Origin of the sequence: Lentzea sp. (assembly GCF_035525475.1) — a bacterium.
In the GTDB taxonomy this organism is placed as follows: Bacteria; Actinomycetota; Actinomycetes; order Mycobacteriales; family Pseudonocardiaceae; genus Lentzea.
Genome location: NZ_DATLEC010000090.1, coordinates 32,601 through 50,312, shown reverse-complemented (window position 1 = coordinate 50,312; position 17,712 = coordinate 32,601). Strand labels below are relative to the sequence as shown.

General features: G+C 73.9%; 6 protein-coding genes. 3 read left to right on the top strand and 3 right to left on the bottom strand.

The annotated features are described in order from the left end of the window. Positions 1-4: 4 nt before the first annotated feature. The 3 genes from VM306_RS16150 to VM306_RS16140 all read left to right on the top strand — a co-directional run bounded on the left by VM306_RS16150 (position 5) and on the right by VM306_RS16140 (position 11,240). Positions 5-5,269, top strand: a complete 5,265-nt coding sequence (locus VM306_RS16150) for a non-ribosomal peptide synthetase (protein ID WP_325515808.1) — start codon at positions 5-7, stop codon at positions 5,267-5,269. 11 nt (positions 5,270-5,280) lie between these two features. After that, positions 5,281-6,327 carry a ketoacyl-ACP synthase III family protein gene (locus VM306_RS16145; protein WP_325515807.1) on the top strand — a complete coding sequence of 349 codons (1,047 nt, stop codon included), beginning with the start codon at positions 5,281-5,283 and terminating at the stop codon, positions 6,325-6,327. Positions 6,328-6,410: 83 nt separating this feature from the next. Next, positions 6,411-11,240, top strand: coding sequence for a type I polyketide synthase (locus tag VM306_RS16140; protein WP_325515806.1), 4,830 nt, complete (start codon positions 6,411-6,413; stop codon positions 11,238-11,240). A gap of 122 nt (positions 11,241-11,362) precedes the next feature. Here VM306_RS16140 and VM306_RS16135 read toward each other — a convergent pair whose 3' ends face one another. The 3 genes from VM306_RS16135 to VM306_RS16125 are packed head-to-tail and all read right to left on the bottom strand — an operon-like array spanning position 11,363 to position 17,693. Beyond that, positions 11,363-12,706: an NAD(P)/FAD-dependent oxidoreductase gene (locus VM306_RS16135; protein ID WP_325515805.1), complete on the bottom strand. Its 1,344-nt coding sequence runs from the start codon at positions 12,704-12,706 to the stop codon at positions 11,363-11,365. Beyond that, positions 12,703-12,966, bottom strand: coding sequence for an acyl carrier protein (locus VM306_RS16130; protein WP_325515804.1), 264 nt, complete (start codon positions 12,964-12,966; stop codon positions 12,703-12,705). Before VM306_RS16130 ends, VM306_RS16135 begins: the two co-directional genes overlap by 4 nt. Next, positions 12,963-17,693, bottom strand: coding sequence for a non-ribosomal peptide synthetase (locus VM306_RS16125; RefSeq protein ID WP_325515803.1), 4,731 nt, complete (start codon positions 17,691-17,693; stop codon positions 12,963-12,965). Before VM306_RS16125 ends, VM306_RS16130 begins: the two co-directional genes overlap by 4 nt. Positions 17,694-17,712 lie beyond the last annotated feature (19 nt).

Here is a 17,712-nt window from a genome sequence, read left to right as displayed (position 1 = left end):
GGCCATGACCGAGCGACTGCCGCTGTCCGCGGCCCAGCGGGGCGTCTGGTTCGCCCACCAGCTGGACCCGACCGGGCAGCTCTTCAACTGCGCCGAGTACCTGGCGATCGACGGTTCGCTGGACGTCGGCGTGTTCACCACCGCGTGGAACCGGCTGCGCGCCGAGGCCGACACGCTGCGGGTCACGGCGCTCGACCGCGTGGACGGCGAGCTCTTCCAGTTCGTCGCCCCCGCGGACGACGAACCACTGCCGTTCCACGACCACACCGGCCGGGCCGATCCCGAAGGTGACGCGCTGCGGTGGATGCGCGAGGACACGACGCGGCGGGTCGACCTGGCCGCGGCACCGATCTCGGCCTTCGCGCTGTTCCGGGTGTCCGCGGATCGCTTCCTCTTCTACTACCGGATGCACCACGCCGTCATCGACGGCTACGGGGTGCAGCTGGTCGGCGCGCGGCTCGCGGAGCTCTACACGGCACTGGTGTCCGATGAGGACGGCGGTGCGCCGTGTACGTCATTCTCGACGATCCTGGCCGAGGACCTGCACTACCGGGATTCGGCGCAGTTCGACCACGACCGCGAGTACTGGACGGAGCGGTTCGCCGACCGGCCCGCGCAGATGCGGGTGCTCGGCGACGTGCCGTCCGGCGCCGACCCCGCCACGCTGCCCGTGCGGCTCAGCCGCGAGATGGAGCTGGCTCCCGCGCACGTGCGGACGTTGCAGCAGGCGGCCGCCGTCACCGGGTCGACGTGGCAGGTGGTCGTGCTCGCGGCGGTCGCCGCCTACGTGCACCGGGTCACCGGCCGCCGCGACGTGGTCATCGGCATGCCTGTCGCGGGCCGGCGCAGCACGGCGTCGCGGCGCGCACCCGGCATGGCGACGAACTCCGTCGCGCTGCGTCTGGACATCTCCGCTGCGGAAAGCCTCGTGGACCTCGTGCCGCGCATGGCCGACGTCGTGCGCGAGGCGCTGCGGCACGAGCGGTACCGTGCGGAGGACCTGCGCCGCGACCTGGGACTCGATGGCAGCGAGCAGGCGTTCATCGGGCCGATGGTGAACTTCATGCCGTACGACCGCACGCTGCGGTTCGGCGGCGCGACGGCCTCGACGCACAACCTGGCGTCGGGCCCGATCGTCGACCTCTCGCTCGGGGTGCGCGGCCAGGCGGGCGGCGAGATGTCGCTCGTGTTCGAGGCGAACCCCGAGCACCACAGCCTGTCCGGGTTCCTCGCCCACCGCGACCGGCTGTCGGCGTTCCTGCGGACCGTGACCGCGGACCCCGCGCGGCCGGTCGGGGACGTGTCGCCGCTGTCCGAAGTGGAGCGTCGCGACCTGCTCGTCGACCGCAACGCCACCGCGCGCGACCTGCCGGCCGAGACCGTGCCCGAGCTCGTGGCCCGGCAGGCCGCCCGCACTCCCGACGCCCCGGCGCTACGGTTCGGCGACCGCACGCTCTCCTACGGCGAGCTGAGCTCGCGCGCCTCGGCACTCGCCGCCCACCTCAGCGCGCGGGGCATCGGCGCCGAGGACTTCGTCGCGCTCTCGCTGCGCCGTTCACCGGAGCTCATCGTGGCGATGCTCGGCGTGTTGCGGGCAGGCGCGGCGTACGTGCCGGTCGACCCGGACTACCCGGCCGACCGCGTCGCCTACCTGCTCGACGACCTCCAGCCTGCCCTGGTGGTCGACGGCACCGCGTTCGGCGATCTTCCTCCCGCCGGCGCGGTCGAGGCCGTCCTGCCGACGCCTCACGGGGCCGGCGCGGCCTACGTCGTCTACACGTCCGGGTCGACCGGCGCGCCGAAGGGCGTGGTGGTGCCGCACGACGCGATGCGCAACTTCGTCCTGGACCACGCCGAACGGTTCGGGCTCACGGACGGCAGCAGGGTGCTGCAGTTCGTCTCCCCCAGCTTCGACGTCGCCGTCGGCGACATCTGGCCGACGCTCGTGTCAGGCGGGTGCCTGGTCCTCGCGCAGGACGGGCAAGACCTGGCCGGGCTGCTGCGCGCCGAGCGCGTCACGCACGCCGCGATACCGCCGGTCATGCTCGCGCAGCTGCCCTCCGACGGGCTGCCCGACCTGCGGTTGCTGATCACCGGCGGCGAGACGCCCGATCAGGACGTGGTGCGGCGGTGGACGGCGGGCCGGCGGATGGTCAACGTCTACGGCGTCACCGAGGCCGCGGTGGCGAGCACGACCTGCCGGCTCACCGCCGGCGACGGGGCGCCGATCGGCAAACCCGTCGCCAACACGCAGGTCTACGTCCTGGACTCGCGGCTGGAGCCCGCGCTGCCCGGCGCGGAGGGCGAGCTGCACCTCGCGGGTGACGGGCTCGCGCGCGGCTACCTGGGCCGGGCGGCGCTGACCGCCGACCGGTTCGTGCCGTGCCCCTTCGGGCCGCCGGGGGCGCGGATGTACCGCACCGGCGACCTGGTGCGGTGGCGGCAGGACGGCAACCTGGAGTACCGGGTCCGGGCCGACGACCAGGTCAAGATCCGCGGGTTCCGCGTCGAGCTCGGCGAGCTGGAGGCGGTGCTGCTCGCGCATCCCGCGGTTCGCTCCGCGGTCGCCGCGGTCCGGGAGCACGAGGGGCGCAAGCGGCTCGTCGCGTACGTGGTGCCGGAGCACGACGTCACGCCCGACGAGTTGCGCGAGCACGCCGCGCGGGTCGTGCCGGACTTCATGGTGCCGGCCGCCGTCGTGCTGCTGGACGCGCTGCCGGTCACCCCGAACGGCAAGGTCGACCGCCGGCTCCTGGCCGCACCCGACTTCTCCTCGAACGACGACGCCGCGCCGGGCAGCGAGCGGGAAGCCCTGCTGTGCGAGCTGTTCGCGACAGCGCTCGGGGTCGCGCGCATGGGGCCGCACGACTCGTTCTTCGACCACGGCGGCGACAGCATCATGGTGTTCCCGCTGGTGTCGAACGCGGCCGCGGCGGGACTCGAGTTCACCGCGCGCGAGGTGTTCCAGCACCCGACGGCGGCACGGCTCGCCGGAGTCGCCAGGGACGTGCAGACCACGTCCGGCACCGGGCCGTTCCCCCCGACGCCCGAGCTGGCACGGCTGGCCACGCGGCTGGAGGGCCTGCACCAGTCGGTGGTCGTGCCGGTGCCGCTCGGCACCCGCCTGAACGCCGTGACCGCCGTCGTCGAGTCCCTCGTCGCACACCACGAGGCGCTGCGGATGCGCGTGCTCGCGGACGGGACGTGGGAGGCCGCCGACGCGGTGGACGACTGCCTGAGCCGCGTGCTGCTGGTCGGCGACCCCGAGCCGGACCTCGTCGAGGCGGAACGGGCGGCGGCCGCCGAGCGCCTCTCCCCCGCCGACGGCCGGGTCGTGCAGGCGGTGTGGTTCGACTCCGGGCCCGCGCACCGCGGGCGGCTGCTGCTGGTGCTGCACCACCTCGTCGCCGACGGCGAGTCGTGGCGGACGCTGCTGTCCGATGTGGACGCCCTGTGGTCCGGCGCCGCACTGCCCGCCGCGGTCGCGTTGCGCGACCACGTGTCGGCCACGCCAGGTGCGGGAGTGCAGGCTGGTCCCCTTTCGACGGTGGAGATCACGCTTCCCGCCGCCGACTGGGACTCGCTGGCCGAGCGGTACCGGGTGGACCGGGCCGACGTCGTGCTGGCCGGGCTCACCCAGGCGGTCACCGAACCGTGCCTCGCCGAGGTGCCGCGCGCCGCCGGGCCGGTCGGGCGGATCGCCGCTCCCGTGCCCGTGCACTGCGCGTGGGCTCCGGCGGACAAGGCGCTGCGACAGGTGAAGGAACAGCGCCGCGGCGGCGGTGCCGACGCGCACCCGCGGATCGCCTTCCGCGACCTCGGGGAGCTGCCGGTCGAGTCGTTCACCTGCACCCCTGACCCAGGATACGCGTTGGCGTGCACCACTTTCTCCATCAACGGCGAGCTGCGCGCGCAGCTCGCGTGGCGTGAGTCCGCGTTCTCCGCGCAGGACATGCAGGAGTTCGCCACCCGGTGGAGCGCGGCACTCGACGACCTCGCCGCGTTGCGCGACCGCGCCCCTCTCACCCCGGCGGACGTGCCGCTCACCGGGCTCACCCAGGCCGAGATCGACGAGATCACCGCCGCGCACCCGGACGTCACCGACGTCCTGCCGGTCTCGCCGCTGCAGGCGGGGTTCGTCTTCCTGCACGCGGTGTCCGGGCAGCACGCGGACTCCTACGTCTCGCAGCTGCGGTTCGACCTGGAGGGCCCGTTCGACGGCGCGCGGATGCGGGACGCGGCGACGGCGTTGCTGCGCCGACACCCGAACCTGCGGGCGGCGTTCCGCGACGACGTCCAGGTGGTGTGCTCGGACGTCACGCTGCCGTGGCGGGAGACCGCGTGCACGGCAGGGGACGCCGACGGGATCGCGGCCCAGGAGCGCGCCGAGGGGTTCGACCTCACCCGTCCGCCGCTGGTCCGCTTCCACGTGCTGCGGTTCGGCGAGCGCCACCACCGGCTGCTGCTGACCGCGCACCACGTGCTGTGGGACGGCTGGTCCACCGGGCTGATCGTGCGCGAGCTGTTCGAGCGGTACGCGGAGGACGACGAACCGCGGCCAGGCCCGCCCTACTCGGACTACCTGCGGTGGCTCGCGGACCAGGACCTCGGCGAGTCGCGCGCGGCGTGGGCCGCGGCGCTGGAGGGCCTGCCCGGCCCGACGCTCGTGGCCCCCGGCGCACCCGCCGGTGAACGGCAGGAGCAGGTCCGGGCCGATCTCGACGCCGAGACCACGGCCAAGCTCGCCCGCATCCCCGGCGTCACGCTCAACACGGTCGTGCAGGCCGCGTGGGGCGAGGTGCTGGGCCGGCTCACCGGACGCGACGACGTGGTGTTCGGCTGCTCCGTGTCGGGCCGCCCGCCGCACCTGCCGGGGATCGAGCGCATGGTCGGGCTCCTGACCAACACGATCCCCGTCCGCGTGCGGCTCGGACCGGACGTGCTGTCCCGGCTGCAGGCCGAGCAGGCGGCGCTGATCCCGCACCACCACCTGGGACTCGCCGACACCGGCCACGACCTGTTCGACACGGCGATCATGTTCGTCAACTACTCCTTCGACCGCGACGAGTGGGCCGGCGCGCTGCCGGAAGCGCTGCGGCTGACCGGGTTCGAGGTCGAGGACGAGACCCACTACCCGCTGCGGCTCGCCGCCGTACCCGGTGAGCGGCTGCACCTGCGGCTCGGCTACCGGCCCGACCTGTTCCGCCCGGCCGAGGCGCGGCGGGTGCTCGACCGCCTCGTCCACGTGCTCGGAACGTTCGCCGACTGAGGGGGCATCGCGTGCACGACGTGTACATCAAGGGGATCGGCGTCCACCTCCCACCGGTGGTCGGCATCGAGGAGGCCGTCGCACAGGGCCTCTACCCCGCGGACGAGGTGGAGCTGCACCAGCTCGCCGGCGCGGCCGTCGCGGGTGACGTGCCCGCGCCGGAGATGGGGCTGCTGGCGGCGCAGGAGGCGTTCAAGCGCACCGGGCAGGACCCGGCGGACATCGGCGTGCTGCTGTACGCCGACTCGTGGCACCAGGGTCCGGACGGCTGGCAGCCGCAGTACCACCTGCAGCGGCACCTCCTCGGCGGCGACGTGCTCGCGGTCGAGGTGCGCATGGGCTGCAACGGCATGTTCGGCGCCCTGGAGCTGGGAGCGGCGCACGTGACGGCCGGGCGGGGCGACGCGCTGCTCGTGGCGTCCGACAACTTCGGCACGCCGATGATGGACCGCTGGCGGATGGGTCCCGGCTACGTCGCGGGCGACGCGGCGTCGGCCGTAGTCCTGTCGCGGGAACCGGGGTTCGCCCGGCTCCTCGCGGTCGCCTCGGTGGCCGTGCCGGAGGCCGAGCAGATGCACCGGGGCGACGAGCCGATGTTCCCGCCGGGCCCCACGGTCGGCGCGCCGCTCGACTTCGTGGCGCGCAACGCCGCCTACAAGAGCCGGATGGTGTCCTCCGGCGAGGGCACCGGCGCGTTGATCCGCATCCACCAGCAGACGCTGACCGTCGTACAGCGGGTGCTCGACGAGGCGAGCATCGGCCTCGGCGACGTGACGCGCGTGGCGTACATGAACTACTCGCGGGAGATCGTCGAGCAGCGGTGCATGGCCGCGCTCGGGCTCGGCATGTCCCGCTCCACCTGGGAGTTCGGCCGCACGGTCGGCCACCTCGGCGCGAGCGACCAGGTCGTGTCGCTCGACCACCTGCTGTCGGCCGGCGAGCTGGACCCGGGCGACCACCTGCTGATGCTCGGCGTGGGACCGGGCGTGACGTTGTCCGCCGCCGTGGTCGGGATCGACCACCGCGCGCCCTGGCTGGACTCGCCAGGGCAACCGTGAGCACACCACCGGTGGGCCGTGACCGGCGGCTCGGTCCCGCGGTCAGGCCCTCCGCCGTCGGGACCGAGAATGCGAGGAGAGTCATGAGCACACCACCGGTGGCCGTGATCGGCGTCGGCTGCAGGTTCGCGGGCGGCGCCGACGGCCCGGCCGCGTTCTGGGACATGCTGGTCTCCGGCCGGGACGGCGTCGGCGACCTGCCGGAGGGCCGGTGGCGCGCCTACGACGGCTCGTATCCCGCGGAGCTGCGCCGCGCGGCCGTCCCCGGCGGCTTCCTGGCCGACGTCTCCGGCTTCGACTCCGGCTTCTTCGGGCTCACCCCGCGCGAGGCCGAGCTGATGGACCCGCAGCAACGCCTGCTGCTGGAGGTGGCGTGGGAGGCGCTGGAACACGCCGGGATCCCGCCGCGGTCGCTCGCGGGCGGCGACACCGGTGTGTTCGTCGGCATCGGGTCCGACGACTACGGCCGCCGGATGCTGGAGGACCTGCCCTCGATCGAGGCGTGGACCGGCATCGGCAGCGCGCTGTGCGCGGCGGCCAACCGCATCTCCTACGCGCTCGACCTGCACGGGCCCAGCCTCGCGGTCGACACCGCGTGCTCGGCGTCGCTGGTCGCCACCCACCTGGCGGCCAGGGCGCTCGCCGACCGTGAGTGCGGCGTCGCGCTGGTCGGCGGCGTGAACCTCATCCTCGGGCCGGGCCTCACGCTCACCCTCGACGCCGCCGGGGCGACCTCGCCCGACGGTCGGTGCAAACCGTTCTCCGCGGACGCCGACGGGTACGGGCGCGGCGAGGGCGGTGGCGTACTGGTGCTCAAGCTGCTCGACGACGCCCTCCGCGACGGCGACCGGGTCCTGTCCGTGATCCGCGGGTCGGCGGTGCGCCAGGACGGGCGGACCAACGGGATCATGGCGCCGTCCGGTTCCGCACAGGAGGAGCTGCTGCGCGAGGCGTGCGCCCGCGCGGGGATCGAACCCTCCACAGTGGACTACGTCGAGGCGCACGGCACCGGCACCCGGCTCGGCGACCCGCTCGAGGCCGGTGCGCTGGCGGCCGTCTACGGCGGCGGGCGCGCCGAACCGGTCCGGATCGGGTCGGTCAAGCCGAACATCGGGCACCTGGAGGCGGGCGCCGGGATCGCGAGCCTGATCAAGGCCTCGCTCGCCCTGCACCACGGGGAGCTCCCGCCGAGCCTGCACTGCGCCACGCCGAACCCCGCGATCGACTGGGCCGCGTCCGGCCTGCGGGTCAACACCACCCGCACGCCGTGGCGGCGCGGAGAGCGGGTCCGGCGGGCCGGCGTCTCCGGGTTCGGCTACGGCGGCACCATCGGGCACGTCGTGCTGGAGGAGGCACCCGTCCGCGCCGCGGCGACCGCCCCGGCGGACGGGCCGCGGCTGTTCCCCCTGTCCGCGGCGTCGCAGGAGGCCCTGCGCTCGACCGCGGCCCGGCTCGCCGAGCACGACGACCTCGCCGCAGTGGGCCACACCCTGGCCCACCGGCGATCGCACCTGCCGCACCGCGCGGCCGTGGTCGCGTCGACCGCGGCGGAACTGGCCGACGGCCTGCGGCTGGTCGCGGACGGTGAGGCGCTGCCGAACCCGGTACCGCCCGACCCCGGCACCGGGCTCGTGTGGGTGTTCTCCGGCCATGGCGCGCAGTGGGCGGGCATGGGCCGGGAGCTGCTCGACAGCTCACCGGAGTTCGCCGCCGCGGTCGCCGAGCTGGAACCGGTCTTCCTCGAGGAGATCGGCTTCTCCCCCGCGCAGGTGCTGCGGGACGGCGACTTCGACACGATCGACCGCATCCAGACCATGATCTTCGTCGTCCAGGTCGGCCTCGCGGCTCTCTGGCGGGCGCACGGCGTCACGCCGGACGCGGTCATCGGCCACTCGGTCGGCGAGATCGCGGCCGCCGTCGCCTGCGGCGCGCTGAGCCCGCAGGACGGCGCGCGGCTGAGCTGCCGCCGTTCCGCGCTGCTGCGCCGGGTCGCCGGGCAGGGCGCGATGGCGATGACGTCGCTGTCGTTCGAGGAGGCGAGCGAACGGCTCGGCGGGCGCACCGACGTCGCCGCCGGCATCTCCGCGTCGCCCTCGTCCTGCGTGGTCTCCGGCTCGCCCGCCGCGATCGACGCCCTGGTGCGGGAGTGGTCCGACGACGTCCAGGTCCGCCGGGTCGCGTCCGACGTGGCGTTCCACAGCCCGCAGATGGACGCGCTCACCGCCGATCTCGCCGCGGCGGCGAGCGACCTCGAACCGCGCGAGCCGCGGATCACCATGTACTCCACGGCGCAGGCGGATCCCAGGTCCACCGCGCCGCTCGACGGCACGTACTGGGCCGCGAACCTGCGCAACCCGGTGCGCCTGCTGGACGCGACGCGGGCCGCGATCGAGGACGGCCACCGGCGGTTCATCGAGATCTCGGCCCACCCGGTCGTCGCGCACTCGCTCACCGAGACGCTCGGCGACGAGGACGCGTTCGTCGGGATCACGTTGCGGCGCGACAAGCCAGAGCAGGTCTCGGTGCTCACCGCGCTGGGTGCCGCGTTCTGCGCCGGTGTCGACGTCGACTGGAACCGCCTCCAGCCCGCTGGCGGCCTCGTCGACCTGCCGTTGCACGCCTGGCAGCACACCCCGCACTGGCACGAGTCATCGGTCAGCGGGACGCCGCAGCAGCACGACCCGGCCGACCACGCGCTGCTCGGCGCCCCGGTGCCGGTGGCGGGCAGGCCGGACCTGACGCTGTGGCGCACCACCCTCGACGACGCGAACCGCCCCTACCCCGGCAGCCACACCATCCACGGCACCGAGATCGTCCCGGCCGCGGTGCTGGTCAACACCTTCTTCCGCGCCGCGGGAACCACGGCCGTCACGGACGTCGACCTGCGCCTGCCGGTGCGCGGCGGCGAGATCCAGGTCGTGCGCGACGGGACCGGCCTGCGCATCGCCGGCAGGACCGGGGACACCTGGCTCACCCTCTGCACCGCCACGACCGGCCCGGTCCCCGCTCCGCCCGCCCGGCTGCCGAAGCTGCCCAGGGGATCGGCGCCGCTCGACCCCGGCCACGTCCGCGACCACCTCCGTTCGGTGGGCGTCCCGGACATGGCCTTCGAGTGGACCGTCGAGGAGCTGCTGCGCGCCGGCACCGTGCTGCGCGCCCGCGTGCTCGCCGACGGCTCCTGGCCCGCCGTGCTGGACGCCGCGCTGTCCATCGCTCCCTCGGCGTTCCCCGGCCCCGCCGAGCTGAGGGTCGTCGCCGGGATCGGCGCCGTCCAGGTCACCGGCACGCCGTCGCCGGTGGTGGACGTCCAGGTGTCCGTCACGGCGGACGACACGGTCGACGTGCTGATCGCCGGCACCGGTGGCGCCGTGCTGGCCCAGCTGACCGGCCTGCGGTACGGCAGTCCTGCCACCCGGTCCACCCCGGCCGAGCAGGTGCACGAGATCGCCTGGCGGCCCCTCGAGCTCGGCGATGCCCGCGAGGTCGTGCCCGGTGTCACCGACGAGGTGTTCCTCGCACCCGGCGGGGAGCCGGCCGAGATCGCCTGGCAGCTGCTGGAGAAAGCGCAGCAACTGTCCACGATGGACGAACCGCCGCGCCTGTGGTGCGTCACGGCCGGCGTCCGCGAGAGCGCGAGCCCTCAGGCGCTCGCGCAGTCCGTGCTGTGGGGCCTGGGCCGGGTGCTGGCGACCGAGTACGAGGAGTTCTGGGGCGGCGTCGTCGACCTGCCGGCCGACGGCTCGACCGACCGGCTGCACGAGGTGATCGGCTCCGCACCGGCCGCGGACGTGATCTCGATCCGCTCCGAGGTCGAGACGGCGACACTGCGGCCCGCCTCCGGCGAACCGTCCCACGCGCCGCTGACCTGCCGTCCCGACGGCACCTACCTGATCACCGGCGGTCTGGGCGTGCTCGGCCTGGAGGTCGCGCGGTGGCTGGCCGAACGCGGCGCCCGGCGGCTCGTGCTCGTGGGCCGCACGCCGTTCCCCGCCCGCGGCGACTGGGCGGGCCACCCGGACCAGCGCCAGGTCGAGGCGGTCCGCGCGCTCGAGAACGCCGGGGTGACCGTCCGCTGCGTCGCGCTGGACATCACCGACGCCGACGCCGTCGCGTCGTTGCGGGAGCTGGACCTGCCGCCGATCCGCGGGATCGTGCACGCGGCGGGTGTGCTGGACAACCGCATGGCCGCCGACGTCGACCTCGACTCGATGCGGACGGTGCTGGCGCCGAAGGTCACCGGTGCCGCGAACCTGCACGCGGCGTTCCCCGCCGGCACCCTCGACTTCTTCGCCCTGTTCTCGTCCTGCGGCCAGCTGCTCGGCCTGCCCGGCCAGGCGACCTACGGCGCGGCCAACGCGTTCCTCGACGCGCTGGCGGCCCACCGCCCCGACGTCACCAGCCTGGGCTGGACGTCGTGGCGCGGCCAGGGCATGGCGGTCAACGCCTCCGTCGACCGCCAGCTCGCCGCACGCGGCGTCGGCGACATCTCCGTCGACGAGGCGTTCCGCGCGTGGGACTTCGCGGCGCAGCGCGGCCCCGGCCACTACCCGGTCCTGCGGGTGGTCGCCACCGAGGACGCCGACCGCCCGCCGCTGCTGGGCGAGCTCGCCACTGCCGAGGTCGTCCCCGCCGCCGCGCCCGACGACTTCGACGGACTGGAGTCGGGGCAGCTGCAGGACAAGCTCATCGAGGTGGTCGGGGCGCAGATCGCCGGTGAGATGCGGATGCCCGCGGCCTCGCTGGACGTCCGCAGGTCGCTGGTGGAGCAGGGCCTCGACTCCGTGCTGACGATCGTGGTGCGCAAGCGGCTGGAGAAGCGGTTCGGCCACAAGCTGCCGTCCGCGCTGCTGTGGCAGCAGCCGAGCGTCACCGCGATCGCGGACCACCTGGCGGAACGGCTCGGCGCCAGCTGATCGCACGACGCGAAGGTGGCCGGGACCGGGCAACCGGTCCCGGCCACCTTTCTCGTCGCTCCACAACGGACACACGAGAACGGGCCGGCTCCCGGAGGAGCCGGCCCGCGTCGTTCGCGTGGTCAGAAGCTGGGTGCCGAGGTCGGCGCCCGCAGCGTGCCGAGGTAGGGGTGCCAGAGGTGCTCGGGGTTCGCCTCGACGGCCGCCACGACCTCCTTCATCGCCTTGAGCGCCTTGGGCTCCTCGCCGTCGTAGACGTCGCCCTGCAGCATCTTGAGCACGTCCACGCGGTACCGGTGGTCCTGCACGAACGCCGTGAACAGCACGTTGAGCCGGTAGTAGATGGAGATGAACTCGTACCAGTACTTCACCGCGCGCCGCAGCTTCGTCTCGTACGTGCCGAAGCGCTCCTTCTCGTACGAGCCGGCGGCGTGCGCGGCGATGATGTCCTGGGCGGCGATGCGCGCGCTGTTGAGCGCCACGCTCACACCGCTGGAGAAGATCGGGTCGACGAACCGGGCCGCGTCACCGATCAGCACGAAGCGGTCGCCGCAGATCTTCTCCATCGCGTAGCTGTAGTCGCCCTCGACCTTGAACGGGCGCATGCGCTGCGAGTTCTTCAGCGCGTCGGCCAGCTCCGGTCGGCTGGAGACGAAGTCCCAGAAGAACTCCTCGCGGTCGCCGGAGCTCTCGCGGAAGCGCTTCTTCTGCGTCACCACGCCGATAGAGGTGATGGTGTCGGTGATCGGGATCTGCCACACCCAGGTGTCCTTGATGGGCAGGAAGTGCACGAAGATGTGGTCCACCTGCGACGCGTCGCCCGCGAGCGCCCCGCGGTCGAGGCCCTCGAACCAGGTGTGCACCGCGTACTGGTCGAACACCGGGTCGCTGACCTTCACCTCGAGCTGCTTGCCCAGCAGGGTCGAACGGCCGGAGGCGTCGACCACCATGTGCGCGGTGAACGGCACGTCGCGCGGGCCGACCCGGCACGTCAGCCGGACCTCCGAGGGAGAGGAGAAGTCGACGTCGCGCACGCGGACGCCGTTGAAGACCGTGGCACCCTGCTCCTGGGCGTGCTTGAGCAGGATCGCGTCGAAGCGGCCGCGGTCGACGTGGAACGTGTAGTCGCGGTCGACGCCGGGCTGGTTGCGCTCCACGAACTGGATGTCCGCGGTCCAGCCGTGGCTGAGGCCGCTGTAGCCCATCTTCGGGATGTCGCGCGACTCGGCGGAGGTCCAGGAGGCGCCGTACTTCTTCGGGAACCCGGCCTCGTCGATCTTCTCCAGCGCGCCGATCTCGGCCAGCACCGGTGTGGTCGCGGGCACCAGCGACTCGCCGACGTGCTCGCGGGGGAACGTCTCGCCCTCGAACACCACCACCTTCAGCCCGGCCCGCGCCAGGTAGGACGCCATCGTGGAGCCGGCAGGACCACCGCCGATGACCGCGACGTCGTAGTCGGGGCTCATGCGCGCACCCCCTGTTCCTCGTGCAGCATCGCGGCGATCGTGCGGATGTCGGCGAAGTGCTTCACGTCGATCTTCGTCAGCGGGACCTGCACGGCGAACTCGTCGCGGATGAAGGCCATCAGCACGGCGATGCGCAGCGAGTCGAGGACGCCCGACTCGATCAGCGGGGTGGCCGCCGTCAGCTCCACGTCGTCGGAGTCCGACAGGAACTCCCGTCGCACGAAGGCGAGCAGCGCGGAGACGTATTCTTCCTCGGTCATCGGTTCTCACTCTCGTCGAGCAGGGCAAGTTCTTCGTCGGACATCAGGTCGATCTCGGCACGCACCTGCTGCTCGACCACGGCGGCGAGGTCGGCGACGGTGCCGCCCTCGAAGACCGCGCGCATCGGCACGGTCACCTCGAACTCGGACTGGATCGTCGCGATCAGCCGGATGGCGAGGATCGAGTTGCCGCCGATCGAGAAGAAGTGGCTGTGCGCCCCGGCCGGGACGCCGAGCAGCGCGGTGAAGATCTCGGCGACCCGCTCCTCGACGACACCGCGCGGCGCGACCAGGGTCTCGACGGCGCGTCCGGGTGGCGGGAGCGCGGCGCGGTCGAGCTTTCCGTTGGCGGTCAACGGGAACGCCGCGAGCGAGGTGGAGGTGGCGGGCACCATGTAGGCGGGCAGCCGTTCGGCGCACCAGTCGGAGAGCTCCACGTCGCCGGCCACCGGCACGTAGTAGGCGGTCAGCACGCCGCCGGGCGCCACGACGACCGCGTCGCGCACGCCGGGGTGCTCGGCGATGACGGCGGCGATCTCGCCCAGTTCCACGCGGTAGCCGCGGATCTTGACCTGCTGGTCGCGGCGGCCGACGAAGTCGACGTCACCACCGGGCAGCAGCCGCACGAGGTCGCCGGTGCGGTAGAACCGCGCACCGGGCGGGCCGAACGGGTCGGGCAGGAAGCGCTCCGCGGTCAGGTCCGGCCGGCCCGCGTAACCGCGGGCGACGCCGGCGCCGCCGACGAACAGCTCCCCCACGACCCCGACGGGCACCGGTCGCAACCGGGAATCGAGCACGTGCATCGTGACGCCCGGCAACGGTTTCCCGATCGGCACCGCGTCCCCGAGCGGCCGCCGCACCGGGTGCGTGCAGGCGCCGACCGACGTCTCGGTGGGGCCGTACTCGTTGACCAGGCCGTCCCACTGCGCGGCGAGCCGCGGCGGCAGTGCCTCGCCCGCGACGACGACCACGTCGGCGAGGGACCCGCGTTGCTCGGGCGTCAGCTGCTGCGTCAGCACGTCGAGGTGGCCGGGCGTGAGCTTGAGAAACCCGTACGGCGCCGCGGCCAGCAGGTGCGCGCCGAGCTCGGAGAGGTCGAGGTCCTGCGGCAGCAGGTGCGTCGGGTGGCCCGCCAGCAGCGGCGCCCACACGTTCGGCACGACCAGGTCGAACGCGACCGACGAGAACACCGGCGCTCCACCGGTTCCGGCGAGCTCGCCGACCGCCCAGCGGACGTGGTTCGCGAGACCGCGGTGCGGCACCTGCACGCCCTTGGGGCGACCGGTCGAGCCGGAGGTGTAGATGACGTACGCCAGCGCGTCCAGGTCGGTCGTGCGCGGCAACGGGGTCGCGTCGCCGTCGTGCACGTCGGGCCGCAGCCCGTCGAAGCCGTCCCGGCGGGTGATCAGCACGTCGGCGCCGACGTCGGCCAGCACGTACCGGACGCGGTCGGCCGGGAAGTCCGGGTCGAGCGGGACGTAGGCGCCGCCCGCCTTCCACACCGCGAGGAACGCGGCGGGCAGGTCCGCACTCCGGTCGAGCCACACGCCGACGACCGACTCCGGCCCGACACCCGCGTCCCGCAGCTTGCGCGCCAGCCGGTTCGCGTGCGCGTCGAGCTCGCGGAACGTGACGGTCCCGCCGGGCACGACCAGCGCGGTCGCGTCGGGCGTCGTGGCGGCCCGCCGTTCGAACCCGTCGAGCACCGACGACGTGACCGGCTCGACCGGGTTGGCGCTCCAGGACAGCACGTCGCGCAGTTCGGCCGCGGGCATCAGGTCCGCGGTGCCGAGCGGCGTGCCGCCCGTGACCGTGGCCAGCAGCTGCCCGAAGTGCCCTGCCAGCCGCTCGACGGTCGAGTGGTCGAACAGCGAGGTCGCGTACTCGAACATGCCCGTGATCGAGCCGTCGGCCTGCTCGCGCAGGTAGAGCGTGAGGTCGGTTTTGGCGACCTGCGAGGCTTCGAGCAGAGTGGCCAGCTCCGCGTCGTCGGCGGGGGCGCCGGTCAGCTCACCGCCGTGGAAGTCGAACGCCACCTGGTAGAGCGGCGTGCGGGAGAGGTCCCGTTCCGGTGCGAGCGCGGCCACAAGCCGTTCGAACGGGAGCTCCTGGTGGGCGAACGCCTGCTTGCAGGTGTCGCGCACGGAGTCGAGGGCCTGTTCGAACGTCATGTCGCCGTCGAGGCGGCAGCGCAGCACGAGGCTGTTGAGGAAGAACCCGACGACGTCCTCGACCTCGGGCCGGTCTCGGCCGGCGACCGGGCTGCCGACGACGACGTCCCACTGGGCGGTGTACCGGGCGAGCAGCGTGGCGTAGGCGGTGAGCAGCACCATGAACGGGGTCGCGTCGCTGCGCCGGCCCAGCTCCGCCAGCTCCCGCGCGACCGCGGCCGGGACGGTGAAGCCCACCACGGCGCCGCGGGCGTCGCGGGCGGCGGGGCGCGGGTGGTCGGTGCGCAGTGCGAGCGGCGCGGCCCCCGCCAGCTCCTCGCGCCAGTGCGCCAGCTCCCGTTCGAGGACGTCCTCGGTGAGGCGTTCGCGTTGCCACACGGCGAAGTCCGCGTACTGGACGTCCGGTGTGGACGGTGTGCGGCCCGCGAGGACCTCGTGGAACTCGCGCTCCAGCACGGCGGACGACCAGCCGTCGCAGACGATGTGGTGCATCAGCACGACGAGCCGCCCGGCCGCCGGGAAGAGCAGCGCCCGCACGACCGGTCCGGTGGCGAGGTCGAAGCCGCGCCGCGCGTCCTCGTCGAGGACGGCCGCTATCCGGTCGGCCGGGACGTCGAGCACGCGCAGGTCCACCGGCCGCGGCGGGTCGACGACCTGGCGCGGTTCGTCGTGCTCGACGACGAACCGGGTGCGCAGCGACTCGTGCCGTGCGACCAGGGAGTCCAGTGCCGCGCGCACGGCGGTCTCGCCGGCGTCGGTGCGCAGGAACAGCCCGGAGACCCATTCACGGGCAGCGGGGTGGATGCGGTCGAGCAGCCACAGCCGCTGCTGCCCGAACGACAGCGGCAGCGCGCGGTCGCGGGGCACCGGGCGCACCGGCACCGCGGACGCCGGGCGCGGGTCGATCAGCCGGGCCTGCGCCGCGACCGTGGTCGAGGAGAGCAGCGCGGCCAGCGGGACGTCCACACCGGTGGCCGCGCGCAGCCTGTTGCCGAGCCTGGTCAGCTGCAGCGACGAGCCGCCGAGCCGGAAGAAGTCGTCGTGCGCGCCGACCCGCTCGACGCCCAGCAGCTCCCGCCACACGCCCGCGACCAGCTCCTGGGCCTCGGTCGTCACGGCGGGGCCGGACACGCCGGGTGCGGGCAGGGCCGCGCGGTCGACCTTGCCGCTCGACGTGCGCGGGAAGTCGCCGACCTCGATGAAAGCCGCGGGCACGTGCGTCTCCGGCAGCCGGGTGGCGAGGAACGCGGCCAGGTCCGCCCCGGCGTCCGTGCGCACGTGGGCGGCGAGGCGGGTGGTGCCGTTGGCGGCGGTGTAGGGCACGACCACGGCCTGGCGCACGGCGGGGTGGGTACTCAGCACGGCCTCGACCTCGCCGGGCTCGATCCGCACGCCGTCGACCTTCACCTGCTGGTCGATCCGGCCGAGGTACTCCAGGGTGCCGTCGGCGCGGCGGCGGGCGCGGTCGCCGCTGCGGTACCACCGGCCGCCGTCCTCGCCGGGCACGAACCGCTCGGCGGTCAGCGCCGGGCTGCCGAGGTAGCCCTGGGCGACACCGGGTCCGGCGATGAGCAGCTCGCCGTCGTCGGCGAGCTCGACCCGCATCCCGTCGATCGGGGCGCCGATCGGCACCGGGCCGGAGCGCTGCAGGTCGTCGAACCGCTGGGCGGTCACGTCGATGGCCGCTTCCGTTGGCCCGTAGGTGTTCCAGACGGTGACGGGGCAGTTCTCCGCGACCCGCAGGAACCGCTGGACGAGGTCGGCGTGCAGCTGCTCGCCGCCGGACGAGAGCACGCGGAGCGTGGTGCAGCGCTCCCAGCCGGGTTCCTCGACCAGCGCGCGCAGCACCGAGGGAACGACCTGCAGCACGGTGATCCCGTGGTCGGCGATCGCGCGCACGACGGCACCCGCGTCGCGTTCCGCGCCGGGCGGGGCGAGCACGACGGTCGCGCCGCTGACCAGCGGCGCCCAGATCTCCCAGCCGGCGGCGTCGAACGTGAGCGCGGTCTTCTGCAGCACCCGGTCGCCCGCCTCGAGGGCGTGCGTGCGCGAGAGCCACCGCAGCTGGTTGCCGATGCCCGCGAGCGTGACGACCACGCCCTTCGGCGTGCCGGTCGACCCGGACGTGTAGAGCACGTACGCGGGGTGGTCACCGGTCAGGGGCACGTCCGGCGCGGTGTCGTCCTGGTCGCGCAGGACGGTCAGCTCCGGGTCGAGCACGACGTCCGTGGCGGAGTCCGAGATCACCAGCCGGGGGCGCGCGTCCGCGAGCACCGTCGCCGTGCGCTCCGCCGGGTGCGAGGGGTCGAGCGGCGCGTAGGCCGCGCCCGCCCTCCACACGCCGAGCAGTCCGACGACCAGGTTGACTCCGCGGGGCAGCCGCACGGCGACGCGGTCGCCGGGCTGGACGCCGCGGGCGCGCAGCAGGTGCGCGAGCCGGTTCGCCGAGCGGTCCAGCTCGCGGTAGGTGACCTGGCGGGGGCCTTCGACGAGCGCGAGGGCGTCCGGTGCACTGGCCGCCCGCCGCGCGATCCAGGCGTGGGGCACGCTGTCCATTCGTCTCTCCACTGTGTGC